Annotated in this window: 14 protein-coding genes; 4 read left to right on the top strand and 10 right to left on the bottom strand. The window is 68.8% G+C overall.

The genetic code is table 11. The features are described 5' to 3' along the window. Position 1 precedes the first annotated feature (1 nt). From H5T77_RS17850 to typA, 6 genes are all read right to left on the bottom strand, one after another. A complete protein-coding gene (locus tag H5T77_RS17850; protein ID WP_292651490.1) occupies positions 2-1,459 on the bottom strand; it encodes a glycoside hydrolase family 1 protein in 1,458 nt (485 codons plus the stop codon). Then, entirely contained in the window at positions 1,456-2,286 is an 831-nt protein-coding gene (locus H5T77_RS17855) for a carbohydrate ABC transporter permease (protein WP_292651491.1), read from the bottom strand. Before H5T77_RS17855 ends, H5T77_RS17850 begins: the two co-directional genes overlap by 4 nt. A 76-nt stretch (positions 2,287-2,362) precedes the next feature. Beyond that, a complete protein-coding gene (locus H5T77_RS17860; protein WP_292651493.1) occupies positions 2,363-3,355 on the bottom strand; it encodes a carbohydrate ABC transporter permease in 993 nt (330 codons plus the stop codon). Between the two features lie 3 nt (positions 3,356-3,358). After that, entirely contained in the window at positions 3,359-4,651 is a 1,293-nt protein-coding gene (locus tag H5T77_RS17865) for an ABC transporter substrate-binding protein (RefSeq protein ID WP_292651495.1), read from the bottom strand. A 159-nt stretch (positions 4,652-4,810) separates the two neighbouring features. Continuing rightward, positions 4,811-5,644: a class II fructose-bisphosphate aldolase gene (locus H5T77_RS17870; RefSeq protein WP_292651497.1), complete on the bottom strand. Its 834-nt coding sequence runs from the start codon at positions 5,642-5,644 to the stop codon at positions 4,811-4,813. 77 nt (positions 5,645-5,721) lie between these two features. Then, a complete protein-coding gene (typA, locus tag H5T77_RS17875; RefSeq protein WP_292651499.1) occupies positions 5,722-7,614 on the bottom strand; it encodes a translational GTPase TypA in 1,893 nt (630 codons plus the stop codon). A 99-nt stretch (positions 7,615-7,713) separates the two neighbouring features. On the opposite strand from typA, the gene H5T77_RS17880 reads away from it, so the two are divergent. Next, positions 7,714-9,021 carry a M4 family metallopeptidase gene (locus tag H5T77_RS17880; protein ID WP_292651501.1) on the top strand — a complete coding sequence of 436 codons (1,308 nt, stop codon included), beginning with the start codon at positions 7,714-7,716 and terminating at the stop codon, positions 9,019-9,021. A gap of 30 nt (positions 9,022-9,051) precedes the next feature. On the opposite strand, the gene H5T77_RS17885 is transcribed toward H5T77_RS17880, so the two are convergent. Both H5T77_RS17885 and H5T77_RS17890 read right to left on the bottom strand, forming a co-directional pair. After that, a complete protein-coding gene (locus H5T77_RS17885; protein WP_292651503.1) occupies positions 9,052-9,744 on the bottom strand; it encodes an aspartate/glutamate racemase family protein in 693 nt (230 codons plus the stop codon). Positions 9,745-9,814: 70 nt separating this feature from the next. Continuing rightward, the gene (locus H5T77_RS17890) at positions 9,815-10,558 is read right to left on the bottom strand and encodes an SDR family NAD(P)-dependent oxidoreductase (protein WP_292651505.1); all 744 of its coding nucleotides are present in this window, start codon (positions 10,556-10,558) and stop codon (positions 9,815-9,817) included. A 146-nt stretch (positions 10,559-10,704) separates the two neighbouring features. Here H5T77_RS17890 and mshA point away from each other — a divergent pair, with 146 nt between their 5' ends. Next, a complete protein-coding gene (gene mshA, locus H5T77_RS17895; protein ID WP_292651507.1) occupies positions 10,705-11,961 on the top strand; it encodes a D-inositol-3-phosphate glycosyltransferase in 1,257 nt (418 codons plus the stop codon). After that, on the top strand, positions 11,958-12,491 hold the full coding sequence (locus tag H5T77_RS17900; RefSeq protein ID WP_292651509.1) for a type III secretion system chaperone family protein: 534 nt from the start codon (positions 11,958-11,960) through the stop codon (positions 12,489-12,491). Before mshA ends, H5T77_RS17900 begins: the two co-directional genes overlap by 4 nt. 21 nt (positions 12,492-12,512) lie before the next feature. Here the strand turns inward: H5T77_RS17900 and H5T77_RS17905 are convergent, their stop codons facing one another. Beyond that, positions 12,513-13,421 carry a DMT family transporter gene (locus H5T77_RS17905; protein ID WP_292651511.1) on the bottom strand — a complete coding sequence of 303 codons (909 nt, stop codon included), beginning with the start codon at positions 13,419-13,421 and terminating at the stop codon, positions 12,513-12,515. A 240-nt stretch (positions 13,422-13,661) separates the two neighbouring features. Beyond that, on the bottom strand, positions 13,662-14,651 hold the full coding sequence (locus H5T77_RS17910; RefSeq protein WP_292651512.1) for a GlxA family transcriptional regulator: 990 nt from the start codon (positions 14,649-14,651) through the stop codon (positions 13,662-13,664). Positions 14,652-14,721: 70 nt separating this feature from the next. On the opposite strand from H5T77_RS17910, the gene H5T77_RS17915 reads away from it, so the two are divergent. After that, a complete protein-coding gene (locus tag H5T77_RS17915) occupies positions 14,722-16,026 on the top strand; it encodes an MFS transporter (protein ID WP_292651515.1) in 1,305 nt (434 codons plus the stop codon). The last annotated feature ends 369 nt before the right edge of the window (positions 16,027-16,395 follow it).

Below are 16,395 nucleotides of genomic sequence, written 5' to 3' on the forward strand. Positions count from 1 at the left end.
TTCACGCGCGCGCCGGAACCCGGTTGTTGGCGGCGACGTCGGCGAACCAGAGACCGCTGTCCTTCGGCGTACGCACCTGTGTCTCGAAGTCCACGTGCACGATCCCGAACCGGTGCCGGTAGCCGTAGCTCCACTCGAAGTTGTCGAGCAGTGACCAGGCGAAGTAGCCGCGTACGTCCGCGCCCTGCTCCATCGCGTCGAGGGTCGCGCGCAGGTGGTTGTCGATGTAGTCGAGGCGAGCGGTGTCGTGCACGGCGCCATCCTCCACCACATCATCGTAGTAAGCGCCGTTCTCGGTGATGTAGACGGGAGGGGCGCCGTACTCCTCGTGCAGCCGGGTCAGCAGGCGGGTCAGCCAGACCGGGTCGATCTCCCAGTCGCGGTCGGTCGTGGGACGGCCGGTGCGCGGGGTGACGAACTCGGCGCCGGGGTAGGGGTTCCCCCGCGGCAGGTCGGAGTGCACGAGCCGGCTGCCCAGCACCTGGTCGGGGTCGATCTCGAACGGCTTCGCCGCGATGGCGTTGCCGAAGTAGAAGTTGATCCCGAGCACGTCGAGCGGCGCGGAGATGACCTCCAGGTCGCCCTCGAGCACCCAGTCCTGCCACGGCCGGCCCTGGAAGGTGAGCCCCTCGGTGTCCGCGGCCAGGTCGTCGGCGTACTTGCCTCGGAACAGCGGCTCGAAGAACACCCGGTTGTGCAGGCCGTCGATCCGCCGGGTCATGTCGACGTCCTCGGGACGGTCGGCGTCGTAGGGGTCGACGACCGTCGGGTTCAGGGTGATGCCGAGGTGCTTGCCGTTCTCCGGCGTCGCGCCACGGCTGCGCAGCTCGTTGACCACGAGGCCGTGCCCGAGCATGAGGTGATGGGCCGCGACGATGCCGGCGACACCTTCCTGGCGACCCGGCGCGTGCTGGCCACCGGAGTAGCCGAGGAACGCCGAGCACCACGGCTCGTTCAGCGTCGTCCAGTTGTCGACGCGGTCGGAGAGGGCGTCGTAGACGGTCGTGGAGTACTCCACGAACCGGTAGGCGGTGTCCCGGCTGGTCCAGCCGCCCTGGTCCTCCAGAGCCTGGGGCAGGTCCCAGTGGTAGAGCGTGACCCACGGCGCGATCTCGGCCTCGAGGAGCTCGTCCACCAGGCGGCTGTAGAAGTCGAGCCCGGCCTGGTTGACCTTCCCGCCGTCGGGCCGGATCCGCGGCCACGCCGTCGAGAACCGGTACGAGGCCAGGTTGAGGCGCTTCATCAGCGCGACGTCCTCGGGGACCCGGTGGTAGTGGTCGCAGGCCACCTCGCCGGTGTCGCCGCCCAGGACGGCGCCCGGGACCTTGGAGAAGGTGTCCCAGTTGCTGGGTGTGCGTCCGTCCTCGTCGACGGCTCCCTCGATCTGGTACGACGCGGTGGCTGCACCCCAGAGGAAGTTCTCGGGGAAGGTGCGGCCCTGGGGGGTCGAGGTGGTCATCCTTTGACGGCTCCTTGCATGATGCCGGACACCAGGTGGCGTCCGGTCGCGATGAACAACAGAAGTAGGGGTACGGTCGCGAGGATCGTTCCGGCCTGGACCAGGGCCATGTCGGCATGCCCCTGACCGGGTGCGACCTTGAGTGCGTCGAGCGCGGTCTGCAGGGTCTGCACGTCCGAGCCCTGCAGCACGATCAGCGGCCACATGAAGTCGGTCCACACCTGCATGAAGGTGAACAGAGCCAAGATCGCCATCGCCGGTCTCGCCGCTGGGATGGCGACGGTCCAGAACGTACGGATCATGGACGCGCCGTCGACGCGGGCCGCGTCGATGAGCTCGTCGGGGATCGCGTCGATGAGGTACTGCCTCATGAAGAAGACACCGAACGCGGTCACCATCCACGGCAGGATCACGGCGGGCAGGGTGCCGGTGAGACCGAGGTTGGAGAACTGCTTGAGCATCGGCACCAGGGCCAGCTGGGTCGGCACCGCCATGGTGGCGACGACGAAGATCATGCCCACCTGGGAACCGCGGAAGCGGAGCTTGGCGAAGGAGTAGCCGGCCAGGGTCGAGAAGAGCACGACCGAGACCGCCGAGATCCCGGAGACGATGATCGAGTTGAGCAGCGCCGACCAGAAGTCGATCCGGTCGAAGACTCGGGCGGCGTTTTCGAAGAAGTGCCCTCCCGGGATCAGCGGCGGTGGTGCTTGGATCGCCCGCTGCCGGGTCACCGAGCCGATGACGAAGGACCAGTACAGCGGGAACGCCGAGCCCAGCAGGAACGCCACGAGCAGGCCATATACGAGGAATCCAGGTCGTCTTGTCATGACGCCACCCCCGTAGCGCGAGCGCCAGTGTACGGACGCGGCGTCATGATCTTGGGGGTCGCTCGCTGTCGCTCGCTCATCGAAGGCTCCTACGTTGTACGGCCCGGGTGACCAGGAAGTTGATCAGCGCGATCCCCACGATGATGAGGAAGAGCACCCAGGCGGCGGCGGCCGCACGTGGGTACGGGTTGGTCGTGGTCTGGGCGGTGTTGAAGACGTACATCGTCAAGGTCGTGTACTGGAAGTCGGAACCGCCCTGGAAACGCAGGTTGGTGTCGAAGATCCGGGGCTCGGTGAAGATCTGCAGGCCGCCGATGGTCGAGGTGACGATGACGAAGATCATCGTCGGCCGGATCGAGGGCAGGGTGACGTGGAAGAACTGCTTCACCTTCGAGGCGCCGTCGATGTCGGCCGCCTCGTAGAGGTCCCGCGGGATCGCCTGCATGGCGGCGAGCATGATCAGCGCGTTGTAGCCGGTCCAGCGCCAGTTGACCATGGTCGCGATCGCGGTCCAGCTCGCGAACCGGTCGGCGTGCCACGGCACCTTCGGGAGGCCGAAGCCGTCGAGCGTCTGGTTGATCAGGCCCGTGCCGTCGGCGAAGATCGCGCCGAAGATCATCGCGGACGCCGCAGGGGCGACCACGAAGGGCAGCAGGATGCTCATCCGCCACAGGGTGCGGCCCCGGAGCCGGGTGTCGAGCAGGGCGGCGAGGATCGTCGCCACGATGATCTGCGGCACCGAGGAGAGCAGGAAGATCCCCATGGTGTTCCAGAAGGCCTTGCGGAAGACCGAGTCACCGAGGACGTGGGCGTAGTTGTCCCAGCCGACCCATGGGCCGACCTCGGACCCGTAGGCGGGCCAGGAGAAGAAGGACAGATAGCCGGTGTAGAGCATCGGGTAGAGCCCGATGACGGCGAAGACCAGGAAGAACGGCGCGATGTAGACGTACGGCGAGAACTTCAGGTCCCACCTGGAGAGCCGGTCACGCCAGGTCTGGCGGCGGGGGGACGCCCCGGCCGAGGTCGCCGTGGTGGCGTTCTCGACCGGGGCGGATGTGGTGGTCGGCATCGATCAGGACATTCCTTCGACGCCCTCGAGGAAGGTCGCCCACGACTTCTCGGGGTCGGTGCCCTCGTCGACTCGTCGGATCGCCTGCTGGAAGAGACCCAGGATGTCGGAGTACTTGTCACCCTTGAACGGGACACCCGCAGGCACGGCTTCCGCGCGGCTGGCGAGGATCTGCGAGGTCGGGGCGTCGTTGAAGTAGGGGTCCGTGGCGTTCTCCTCGGCCAGGACCGTCTGGGCCTCCAGGTTGGCCGGGAAGTTGCCGGCCACCTTCGAAGCGGCCACCTGGGACTCGGCGCTCGTCAGGTAGTTGGCGAACTCCTTGGCCTCCTCCGGGTGCTCCGACTGCGTCGGGACGGCGAGGTAGGAACCGCCCCAGTTGCCGCCACCGCCGGGGAAGGCGTCGACGATGTCCCAGCCCTTCACGTCAGGTGCGGAGTCCTTGATGTTGGCGAACATCCAGCCTGGGCAGGGGATGGTGGCGAAGCCGTCGTTGGTGAAGTTGGCCATCCAGTCCTCGCCCCACTGCTCGACCTTCGTCGACTGGGTGGGGGCGTGCTGCGCGACCGTGTCGTAGACCTCCCGGAGCTCCGGGTTGTCCGCGTCGACCTTCTGGTCCTTGGTCTGGAAGGGGTACTCCACCTGGTTGAGCATCGCCTGGGCGATCGCGCCGCTGGAGTCGTACCAGGCCGTCTTCGGCATCTTCTCCTTGAACTGCTCGCCGGTCGCGAAGTAGGTGTCCCAGTCGGTGAAGAGCTCCTTCACCGCCTCGCGGTCGCTCGGGAGCCCGGCCTTCTCGAAGAGGTCGGCGCGGTAGCAGAACGCCTCCGGGCCGGCGTCGGTCGGGTAGCCGATCTGCTTGCCGTCGGCGGTCTGGCCCTCGAGGAACTTCGACTCCATCCAGCGGTCGTCGAGCTCGTTGTCGGTGAGGTCGACGAACTGGTCGGAGGCGCCCTCGGCGAGCAGCGCGGGCATCATGTCGCCCTCGATGCCGACGATGTCGGTGAGGCCCTCGCCCGACTGCAGGCCGGTGGTGAGGCTCTGCTTCCAGGTGTCCCACTCGGCGACGACGGTCTGCTTGACCTTGAAGGGGCGCTCAGGGTCGGCGTTCCACTTGTCGATGAGGTCGCCGTAGCCGAATTCGCTGAACGTCGTGATGGTCAGGGTGTCGTTCTTGCCGAGGTCGGCCGACTCGCTGGTGTCGTCGCTGCCGCCGCAGGCGGCGGCGACGCCGATCACGAGAGTGGCGACCGCGCCAGCGGCTAGACCGCGGCGCCAGGACTTGGAGATCTTGGACACGGGGTGCTCCTGCACGTCTGTGTGGGGAGTGAGAGCGCTTCCACTCTCGGGACTAGGGAGAGTGTGATCGCGCTCACAAGGTCGTGTCAAGTGGCTGGTAAGTAACGATTCTGTGTCTGTGGGAGCGCTTCCACAAAACTGGGGATGTGGCGGCGTCGATCAGCCCGAGATGACAGTGAGCAGCCGCGCGGTCTCGGCGGCCATCGCGTCACGGCCGGCCCCGAGGTATCGGCGTTGGTCGACCAGGTCGCGGTCCGCGTCGAGCCGTTCCCGGACCGCTGCGGTGAAGGCCTTGTTGAGCTGGGTGGCGACGTTGATCTTGGTCATCCCGGCGGCGATCGCGGACCGAAGACCTTCGTCGCTCACCCCGGAGGAGCCGTGCAGGACCAAGGGGACGTCGACGGCGCGTCGAAGCGCTGCGATCAGGGCCTCGTCGAGCGTCGCGTCGCGGGTGGTCATCTTGTGGCTGGAGCCGACCGCGACGGCGAGGGCGTCGACGCCCGTGCTGGCGACGAACGCGGCCGCCTCCTCCGGGTCGGTGCGTACGCCCGGTGCGTGGACGCCATCTTTGCCGCCGACCTCGCCGAGCTCGGCCTCGACGTGGGCACCGCGGTCGTGGCAGCGGCGGGCGACGGCGGCGGTGCGGGTGAGGTTCTCCTCGTAGTCGAGCTGGGAGGCGTCGTACATCACCGACGAGAAGCCGAGGTCCACCGCGATCCCGACCAGGCGCTCGTCGGTCGCATGATCCAGGTGCAGCGAGATCGGCATCGTCGAGCCGGAGGCGACCGCGATCGCGGCGTGGGCCAGCGGCGCCAGGCCGCCGTGATAGCGCACGGCGTTCTCGCTGATCTGCACGATGAGCGGCCGGTTCGCGGTCTCGGCTCCCGCCGCGATGGCCTCGACGGTCTCCAGGTTGATCGCGTTGAAGGCGGCGACACCGCGGCCTTCCGCATAGGCAGCGCTGACGAGCGTGGCGGTGGTCGTGAGGGGCATGAGGCGAAGTGTTCCAGCCGGATCACAGTGAAACGGCCGCCGACCCGGTGGGGTCGACGGCCGTCACGAGGAGTCGGTCAGGACTTGTTGGCCTTACGGGCGCGCGAGGCGATCTTCCCGCGGTCGTTGGCGTCGAGGACGACCTTTCGGATGCGGACCATGTCGGGGGTGACCTCGACGCACTCGTCCTCGCGGCAGAACTCCAGGCACTGCTCGAGGGAGAGCTTCTTCGGCGGGATGAGCTTCTCGAAGTTGTCGGAGGTGGCGGAGCGGACGTTGGTCTGCTGCTTCTCCTTGGTGATGTTCACGTCCATGTCGTCCGCGCGGGAGTTCTCGCCGACGATCATGCCTTCGTAGACCTCGGTGGCCGGCTCGACGAACATGACGCCGCGCTCCTGCAGCGAGGTCATGGCGTACGCCGTGGCAGCACCGGAACGGTCAGCGACGAGCGAGCCGTTGTTGCGCGAGCGGATCTCGCCGGCCCAGCGGTCGTAGCCCTCGGAGATGTGGTGGGCGATGCCGGTGCCGCGGGTCTCGGTGAGGAACTCGGTGCGGAAGCCGATCAGGCCACGCGCCGGCACGATGAACTCCATACGCACCCAGCCGGTGCCGTGGTTGGTCATGCCCTCCATGCGGCCCTTGCGGTTGGCGAGCAGCTCGGTGATGGAGCCGAGGTGCTCCTCCGGGGCGTCGATGGTCAGGCGCTCGTACGGCTCGTGGATCTTGCCGTCGACCTCCTTGGTGACCACCTGCGGCTTGCCGACGGTCAGCTCGTAGCCCTCGCGGCGCATCTGCTCGACCAGGATCGCCAGCGCCAGCTCGCCGCGGCCCTGGACCTCCCAGGCGTCGGGACGCTCGGTGTTGAGGATCTTCAGCGACACGTTGCCGATGAGCTCCTGGTCGAGGCGGTCCTTGACCAGACGCGCGGTCACCTTCGAGCCCTTGACCTTGCCGACCAGCGGTGAGGTGTTGGTGCCGATGGTCATCGAGATGGCCGGCTCGTCGACGTGGATGAGCGGAAGCGCGACCGGGTTCTCCGGGTCGGCGAGCGTCTCGCCGATGGTGATCTCCGGGATGCCGGCGATGGCGACGATGTCGCCGGGGCCGGCGACCTCGCCCGGCTTGCGCTCGAGGCCCTCGGTGATGAGGAGCTCGGTGATGCGTACGTTCTTGACCTCGCCGTCACGCCGCATCCAGGCGACGTTCTGGCCCTTCTTCAGGGTGCCCTGGTGGATGCGGACCAGCGCGAGGCGGCCGAGGAACGGGCTCGCGTCGAGGTTGGTGACGTGGGCCTGGAGGGGCGCGCCCTCGACGTAGGTCGGAGCCGGGATCGTGTCCATGATCGTCTGGAACAGCGGCTCGAGGTCCTTGGAGTCGGGCAGCTCGCCGTTGCCGGGCTGAACCAGGGAGGCGACGCCGGCCTTGCCGGAGGCGTAGATCACCGGGAAGTCGAGCGCGTCCTGGCTGTGCGAGTCGTCGAGCAGGTCCATGAAGAGCTCGTAGGTCTCGTCGACGACCTCCTCGATGCGGGCGTCGGGGCGGTCGACCTTGTTGACCACCAGCACCACCGGCATGTCGGCGTTGAGCGCCTTGCGCAGCACGAAGCGGGTCTGGGGGAGCGGGCCCTCGGAGGCGTCCACCAGCAGCACGATCCCGTCGACCATCGACAGACCGCGCTCGACCTCACCACCGAAGTCGGCGTGGCCGGGGGTGTCGATGATGTTGATCGTCATCCCCTCGGGAGCGCTCGGCCCGTTGTAGTGGATCGCGGTGTTCTTCGCGAGGATGGTGATGCCCTTCTCGCGCTCGAGCTCGCCGGAGTCCATGACCCGGTCGGCGACCGACTCGGCCTCGTGCTCGGTGAAGGTGCCTGCCTGACGCAGCATGGCGTCGACCAGCGTGGTCTTACCGTGGTCGACGTGCGCAACGATGGCGACGTTGCGGAGATTGGCCTTGAGGATCTCGGACATGTGCGAAGCGGCTCGATTTCTGGCGCGGGACAGGACGACTGATCTTATCCGCCAGGACCTTCTTGACCCGCATCCGGAGATGGCGGTTGGGTGAGACCCATGACTTCTCGGAAACACGTCTGCCACATCGTGCCTCCCTACCTCATGCAGCGGCTCGACCCCGGCCGCCTCGACCAGGACAACGGTTTCCGAGCGGCCCGGGCGGAGCACCTGACCAGGGTTCTCGCCCAGCGTCCGGCTCCCGAGGCGGGCAGCGCCGCCGCGGAGGCGGCGGACTGGACCGTCTACACCGCAGGCAACGGCACCGACCTCCCCGGCGAGAAGGTGCGTGCCGCAGGCGAGCCGGAGTCGGGTGACGAGAGCGTCGACGAGGCCGCGACCGGCATCACCGGCTCGCTGGCCCTCTTCGAGGAGGTCTACGGCCGCGACTCCTATGACGGGCAGGGCATCGAGGTCGTGATGACCGTCCATTACGAGCGGGACTACGCCAACGCGTTCTGGGACGGCACCCAGTTGGTCTTCGGCGACGGTGACGGCAGGATCTTCCAGCGGTTCACCAAGGCTGTCGACGTGATCGGCCACGAGCTCTCCCACGCGGTCACCGAGCACACCGCCGGGCTCGTCTACCAGGGCCAGCCCGGAGCCCTCAACGAGCACATCTCCGACGTCTACGGCTCCTGCGTCAAGCAGCGCCTCCTCGGGCAGACCGCGGAGGAGGCCGACTGGATCATCGGTGAGGGCCTCTTCACCGAGTCCGTCCAGGGCGTCGGGCTGCGTCACATGCTCGAGCCGGGGACGGCGTACGACGACCCCGAGCTGGGCAAGGACCCGCAGCCTGCCCACATGGACGACATCTACGACGGCCCCGACGACAACGGCGGCGTCCACATCAACTCCGGCATCCCCAACCGCGCCTTCGCCCTGGCCGCCAAGGCGATCGGGGGCAGCTCGTGGGACGGTGCCGGCAAGATCTGGTGGGCCGCGCTGACCAGCGGCACCGTCACCACCGACACCGACTTCGCCGGGTTCGCCGCGGCGACCATCGCGGAGGCCGGCGACCAGGCCGAGGCCGTCACCACCGCCTGGTCCGAGGTCGGGGTCACCCCGGCTTCCGGGACTCCCGCGCCCGGTGGCGAGGCGCCGACCACGACCGTGCGGGTTCGCCGCAGCGGCGGTTTCCTGGGGCGTACGACCGAGGGGATCGCCGAGCTCGCGCCGTCGACCGCCCAGGTGGCCACCGTGCGCAACCTGGTCGCCGGTGGCGGTGTTCCGTCGAAGCCGAAGGGTGCCGACCGCTACGTCTACGAGTTCGAGGTCGACGGTCAGACCGCGGTCGTGCACGAGGGTGACCTGAGCCCCGAGCTGCAGGCACTCGCCAGCGATCTGCTCGAGAACTACGAGAAGTAGCCGAGCGGTCGGCCACGTCGGCCGGTGGGGCTACGCCGGGAGGGCGTGGTTGAGCGCGGCCTCGACGTGCACGGAGATGGCGTCGAGGATCGGTACGTCGACGTCGTTGGGCCGGACCAGGAGGCTGAGCTCGGAGGCGCCGAGGATCACGCCGTCGGCGCCGGCGTCCCACAGCTCGTGGACGACCTCGAGGACCCGCTTGCGGGAGCCCGACACGACGGTCCGGTGGACGAGCTCCTCGTAGATGATCGAGTCGAGCATCTCCACGTGGAGGGGGTCGGGCAGGTTCACGTCGACGCCGTGGTCGGAGATACGCTGCGCGAAGAAGTCGTTCTCCACGGTGTAGCGGGTGGCGAGGAACCCGACCTTGGTGATGCCGAGCTCCTTGGACTTCGCGGCGAGCACGTCGGCCAGATGCAGCACGGGTACGTCGACAGCCGCCGCCACCTGGTCGTAGACCTTGTGGAAGGTGGTGGTGCACAGCAGGATCAGGTCGGCGCCGCCGGCCACCACGCTGCGGGCCGCGGCGACCAGGATCTCGGCGACCTGGTCCCAGGACTCCTTCTCCTGAAGGTCCGTCAGCTCGGCCAGGTCGACAGAGGCCAGCACGATCTTGGCGGAGTGAAGACCGCCGAGCCGCTCCTGGACACCCTTGTTGAGTCCCTCGTAGTAAGCGGCGGTGCTTTCCCAGCTCATGCCGCCGATGAGTCCGATCGTCTGCACCCGTCGAGTGTGACACCGCCGGAGGCTGCGTACGGAATCCTCGGTGGCCTGACCAGGGCCGACGTCGGCGTCAGCTCTCGCGGTGCACCTTGTGCGGGGCTGCCTGGGCGCGGGGCTTGATGACCAGCTTGTCGATGTTGACGTGGGCCGGACGGGTGGCCATCCAGACGATCGCATCGGCCACGTCCTCGGCCACCAGCGGGTCCGCGACCCCCTGGTAGACGGCCTCGGCCGCCGCCTGGTCGCCCCCGAGACGTACGAGCGAGAACTCCTCGGTCTGGACCATCCCCGGGGCGATCTCCATGATCCGGACCGGCTTGTCGACGATCTCCAGGCGCAGCGCCTCGGTGACCGCACGGGTGCCGAACTTCGCAGCGTTGTAGCCCGCGCCGCCCTCGTAGGCACGTCGGCCGGCGATCGAGCCGACGTTGATGATCGCGCCCGCTCCGGAGGCGATCAGTGCCGGGAGCAGCGCCTTGGTCACCCGGGTCAGGCCGACCACGTTGACCTCGAACATCGCCTGCCACTTGGCCAGGTCGGCCTCGGCCACCCGGTCGACACCAAAGGCGCCGCCGGCGTTGTTGACCAGCAGGTCGAGCCGGTCGCCGACCGCCTCGACGAGCGCGGCGACGGAGTCGTCGGAGGTGACGTCGGTCGCGATCGCGGTGCCACCGGTCTCCTCGGCCAGCGCCTCGATCCGGCCGGCCCGGCGAGCGGCGAGGAAGACGTGGTAGCCCTCCTTGGCGAGATGACGGGCGGTGGCGGCGCCGATCCCGCTCGAGGCGCCGGTGACGACAGCGTTCTTGGAGGACACGGCGCCATTCTCCCGTTGCTCGCTCGACCTCGCCCCACCGGTCCCACGATCGAAGATGGTCTGAGCAGGTTCACGAGGCCGGGAATGATGAGCGACATCGGAGTGTTCAAAGACGGGACCACAGGCGTACACACAAAGGGGCAGGGATGATCCACCGCGTAGCGATGGTCAGTCTGCACACCTCCCCGCTCGACCAGCCCGGCACCGGCGACGCCGGCGGCATGAACGTCTACGTCCTCGAGCTCTCCCGGCGGCTGGCCACCCAGGGCATCGCGGTCGACATCTTCACGCGCGCGACCTCGTCACGGCTCCCGCAGGTCGTCGAGGCGTACGACGGGGTCGCGGTCCACCACGTCCACGCCGGTCCGTTCGAGGGGCTGGCCAAGGGTGACCTGCCCGGGCAGCTGTGCACGTTCGCGCGCGAGGTGCTGCGTGCCGAGGCATCCAACCCGCCCGGATACTTCGATGCCGTGCACTCCCACTACTGGCTCTCGGGCCAGGTCGGGGCGCTCTCCCGCGACCGCTGGGGCGTGCCGCTGGTCCATTCGATGCACACCATGGCGAAGGTCAAGAACGCCGCGCTCGCCGAGGGCGACAGCCCCGAGCCGGAGGCCCGGGTGATCGGGGAGGAGCAGGTCGTCGACGCCGCCGACATGCTCATCGCCAACACCGATCTCGAGGCCAAGCAGCTGATCAACATGTACGACGCTGAGCCAGGTCGCGTCGCCGTCGTGCACCCCGGCGTCGATCTCCGGGTCTTCCGTCCGCGCGGCCGTGCCGAGGCGCGGGCGGCGCTCGGACTCCCGGCCCGGGCTCACGTGCTCCTCTTCGCCGGCCGCATCCAGCCGCTCAAGGCTCCCTACGTACTCCTGCGGGCTGCTGCGGTCATGCTCGCGCGCGACCCGTCGCTGCGCCGCGACCTCGTCGTCCCGATCGTCGGGGGGCCCTCCGGCTCCGGTCTCGAGCACCCGACCGGACTCGCCGACCTGGCTGCCGAGCTGGGCATCTCCGACGTGGTCCGGTTCGTCCCGCCGGTGCGCCAGGACGAGCTCGCGCTGTGGTACTCCGCGGCGTCCGTCGTCGCCGTCCCCTCCTACAACGAGTCTTTCGGCCTGGTCGCCGTCGAGGCCCAGGCCTGCGGCACCCCCGTCGTCGCGGCCGCCGTCGGCGGCCTGACCACCGCGGTGCGCCACGACCGCAGCGGTCTCCTGGTCGATGGGCACGACCCTGCGCAGTGGGCCGACGCGCTCACCGACGCCGTCTCGTCCCACCCGCGCTGGTCGGTGTTGGCCGACGGCGCCCGCGAACACGCCCAGGACTTCTCCTGGGATCTCACCGCACGCAATACGCTCGAGGTCTATGAAGAGGCCAAGATGCTGATGCGTGAGGAGCTGACGGCATGACTGATTCGCGGACCGACCAGGAAGAGGTCGTACGCGGCTGGCTGAAGTCCAACGACCTGGACTGGGACGAGACCTCCCAGCCCGGTGGCGAGCTGGTCTTCTCGTTCGCGCTGCCCGGTGAGCGCAAGCTGCAGACGCCGGTCCGGCTCGACCTCGGGCAGCACGCGTTGGGTGTGCACGCCTTCGTCTGCCGCCGCCCTGACGAGAACTTCGAGACCGTCTACCGCTGGCTGCTCGAGCGCAACCTGCGGCTCTACGGGGTCGCCTTCGGGATCGACCGGCTCGGCGACATCTATCTCGACGGCCGGCTGCCGCTGGCGATGGTCGAGCCCGACGAGCTCGACCGGCTGCTCGGCTCGGTCCTGACCTACGCCGACGAGTCCTTCAACACCATCCTCGAGCTCGGCTTCGCGACGTCGATCCGCAAGGAGTGGGAGTGGCGCAAGCTTCGCGGCGAGTCGACGGCGAACCTGGAAGCCTTCCGAGGCTGGCTGGAGTCCGCCGAGAAGTCGGAATCTGACGCCGAGTAGTCAGTTTCTGACTCCGAGCGGTCAGTTTGTGCGGGGCTTACGGCGGGTGATCAGCACGCCTGCGATGCACATCGCGCCACCCACGAAGGCGAGTGCCGGCGGCACCTCGTCGAGCACCAGCCAGGCCATGAGCGCGGTGATGAACGGCACCAGGAACGTCGACTGCGCGAACTTGCCGGCATCGGAGTGGGAGAGCGCATAGGCCCAGGTCACGAAGGCGAGGGCGCTCGGGAAGAGACCGAGGTAGACGATCCAACCGATGTTGCCGACGCTGATGTCGGGGATTGTGGTGACCAGCTCGCCCGACCACGGCAGGCAGATGACGAGGCCGGCGACGGCGTACCAGAAGGTCAGCAGCAGCGCGCTCATCGAGGGCAGCAGCTTCTTCTGGGTGAGGACACCGATCGCGAAGGTGAGCGCCGCGACGACCGAGAGGGCGACGCCGATCCAGTCGCCGGTGTCGCCGCTGGCGGAGGCGCGGCCGATGACGACGACGCCCGCGAATCCGACGCCGGTGCCGATGAGGATCCACCTGTGGATCTGCTCCTTGAGCACGAGGCCGGCCAGGAGCGCCACCACGATCGGGCCGACCTGCACGATCAGTGCTGCCGTGGCCGCGTCGATCCGGCGCTCGGACTCGTTGAGCGCCAGGTTGTAGATCCCCAGCCACGACGCACCGCCGATCGCGATCAGCGGCCACTCCTTCCGCGTCGGCAGCCGGAACCCGCCCTTCAGGGCGAGGTAGGCGCCGAGCGCCGCGACCATCACCAGCAACCGGCCCAGCGACAGGCTTCCCGGCGGGACGGTGTCACCCAGGTGGCGGATCCCGACGAACGCCGATGCCCACAGCACCAGCGTGATCCCACACGCGACCAGCGGCTTCCAGAGCGGCGTGGTCGCGGCCGGTGCGGGGCTAATCGTCGTCGTCACGATAAAAGGCTACGGATCCGTACGCCGGCACGCGAGCGGATAACGGCCATCGATGTTCGACATCCCGCCATCTCGACCCCGCCGAGACGTCAGTCGCGTCGGCCGAGACGTCACTGGCGTCGGCCGAGAGGTCAGGGCGATGCCCCTTCGACCGTCCGACGTGACGCTTCGACCGTCCGACGTGACGCTTCGGCCGACGGGGGCGACGCCTCGGCCGGGGTGGGTAGCCCTTCGACAGGCTCAGGAACCACCGCGGAAGGTTCGGCGGTACGCGGTGGGGGTGATGCCGAGGGCGGCGTGGAAGTGGAGGCGGAGGGACTGGGCGGTGTTGAGGCCGCAGCGGGCGGCGACCTGCTCGACACCGAGGTCGGTGGTCTCCAGCAGGTTGCGGGCGAGCTCGATGCGCTGGCGCTGCAGCCAGCGACCGGGGGAGTCGCCGGTCTCGTCGCGGAAGCGCCGGGTGAAGGTACGCACCGACATCGAGACCTGAGCCGCCATCGTCTCCAGGGTGAGGGGTTGGTCGAGGTGGGCGAGCGCCCAGGCGGTCGCCGCCGAGATGCCCGCGTCGCCCGACGCGGGCGCGTGATGCCGGATGAACTGCGCCTGGCCGCCGTCGCGGTGGGGCGGGACGACCGTCACCCGGGCGACGCGGTTGGCGACCGCGGCGCCGTGGTCGCGGCGTACGACATGCAGGCAGAGATCGAGGCCGGCGGCCACCCCGGCGGAGGTGAGGATCTCGCCGTCGTCGACGAACAGCACGTCGGGGTCCAGTCTGACCTGCGGAAACAGCTCCCGGAACTGGTCGGTGTAGAACCAGTGGGTCGTCGCCGGACGGCCGTCCAGGAGGCCTGCGGCGCCGAGCGCGAAGGCGCCGGTGCAGATCGACATGATCCGGGTGCCTGGGCGGATCATGTCGAGCGCCTCCTTCAGCGGCGCCGACAGTACGCCGTCGGTGACCATCGGCGAGGCCTCGTCGAACTTCGGGATCACCACCGTGTCGGCTTCCCGCAGCGCCTCGGGGCCGTGCGGCGCGAGCACGACCACGTCCGAGTCCGACTGGATCGGCCCGGGACCGCCGGTGGCGCAGGTGACGACCTCGTAGAGCAGTCGGTCCTGGCTGTCGCGAGCCTTGCCGAAGATCCGGTGCGGGATGCCGATCTCGAACGGGATGAACCCGTCCTGGATCAGCACCGCGACCCGGTGCGGAGAAGGAACCGTTACGTCGCCCATGGCTGGATCTTAGCGATAGATGTCAATCAGGCCACTGTCTGGAGCGGCGCGGACCCGAGAGGATCGTCCCGTGACTCAGACGACGACCCCGCCGCCTGCCGGCCGAACATCCGCGCGCAGCCCCCGCATCCACCCGGCCTGGTGGGTGGCCGCCGTCGCTTTCGTGACGATCATCGGAGCCGCAGCCTTCACCGCCGCGCCGGGTCTCCTGGTCGGTCCGTTGCACGAGGAGTTCGGTTGGTCGCGCGGCACGGTCGGGGTCGGGATCACGCTCCAGCTCGCGCTCTACGGCCTGACCGCACCCTTCGCCGCCGCCCTGATGGACCGCTTCGGGATCCGGCCGGTGGTGGCCGTCGCGCTCACCATGATCACCCTCGGCTCGCTCGGCACCGTCTGGATGAGCCAGTCGTGGCAGTTCGTGCTCGGCTGGGGCGTCCTCGTCGGCGGCGGTAGCGGCTGCATGGCGCTCGCCTTCGGCGCCACGATCACCACCCGCTGGTTCCACAGACGACAGGGCCTGGTCAGCGGGCTGCTGACTGCCGGTGGCGCCTCGGGACAGCTGATCTTCCTGCCGGTGCTGGCGATCCTGATCGGCGAGTACGGCTGGCGGGCGGCCTCGATCACGATCGCGCTGGTCGCGGCCGCGGTGATCCCGTTCGTGCTCCTGCTGCTCCGTGACTACCCGGCCGACCTGGGCCTGGCGCCCTATGGCGCCTCGCAGATCGTGCCGCGGCCCGCGCCGGCGACCGGCGCCGCGCTACGGACCGTGCGCGTGCTCGGGATGGCGATGCGTACAAAGGCCTTCTGGCTCCTGGCCGGTGCCTTCGCGATCTGCGGGATCACCACGAACGGGCTGATCAGAACCCACTTCGTACCCGCCGCGCACGATCACGGCATGGCCACCGTCGCGGCCGCCTCGCTCCTCGCCGTCATCGGGATCTTCGACGTCGCCGGGACGATCTTCTCCGGCTGGCTCACCGACCGCTTCAACCCGGTCGTCCTGCTCGGCATCTACTACTCGCTGCGCGGCATCTCGCTGATCTTCCTGCCGATGCTGCTGTCGTCGGAGGTGCACCTGCCGATGATCTTCTTCATCGTCTTCTACGGCCTCGACTGGGTCGCCACCGTGCCGCCCACGCTCGCGCTGTGCCGCGAGATCTGGCCCGAGGACGCCCCGATCGTCTTCGGCTGGGTCCTCGCCTCCCACCAGGTCGGAGCCGGCCTCGTCGCGTGGATGGGCGGCGTCGTACGCGATGTCACCGGGTCCTACGACCTGGTCTGGTACGCCGCCGGCGCGCTGTGCGCCGCAGCCGCGCTGATGTCGCTCGTGATGCCGCGGGGAGAGCCGGTCGTCGAACCAGTGGTCGAGTCGTAGTGGCTCCCAGTGTCGCCAGCGCCATCAGGACGAGCACAGCTCGGTAGGTGACCACGTTCTCTGATCGAGGCGGCCCGCAGTACCCCGCCCCTGCGAAGCAGAAGTAGGCCGTGAAGACGTTCGCCAGGGCGACGAGGACCAGGAGCAGCGAGAACCCGGCGAGGAGGATCTCGACCCAGCGGAGCCGAGGACGGGCGCCTCCGAGCGTACCGGCGACGATGGCGAGAGCGACCAGGTCGCCCGTCGCTCCAGCATCGAACGGAGACGCGTCAGGAACTGTCCCGGGCAGGAATCCGACAAGCCAGGCGAGCGCCGCCAGCAGGATCGGGCAGGCGTACATAGATCGTGGGAGTCCTGAGGTCACCCAGT

The sequence above is a fragment of the Nocardioides sp. genome (assembly GCF_014360585.1).
Taxonomy (GTDB): Bacteria; Actinomycetota; Actinomycetes; order Propionibacteriales; family Nocardioidaceae; genus Nocardioides.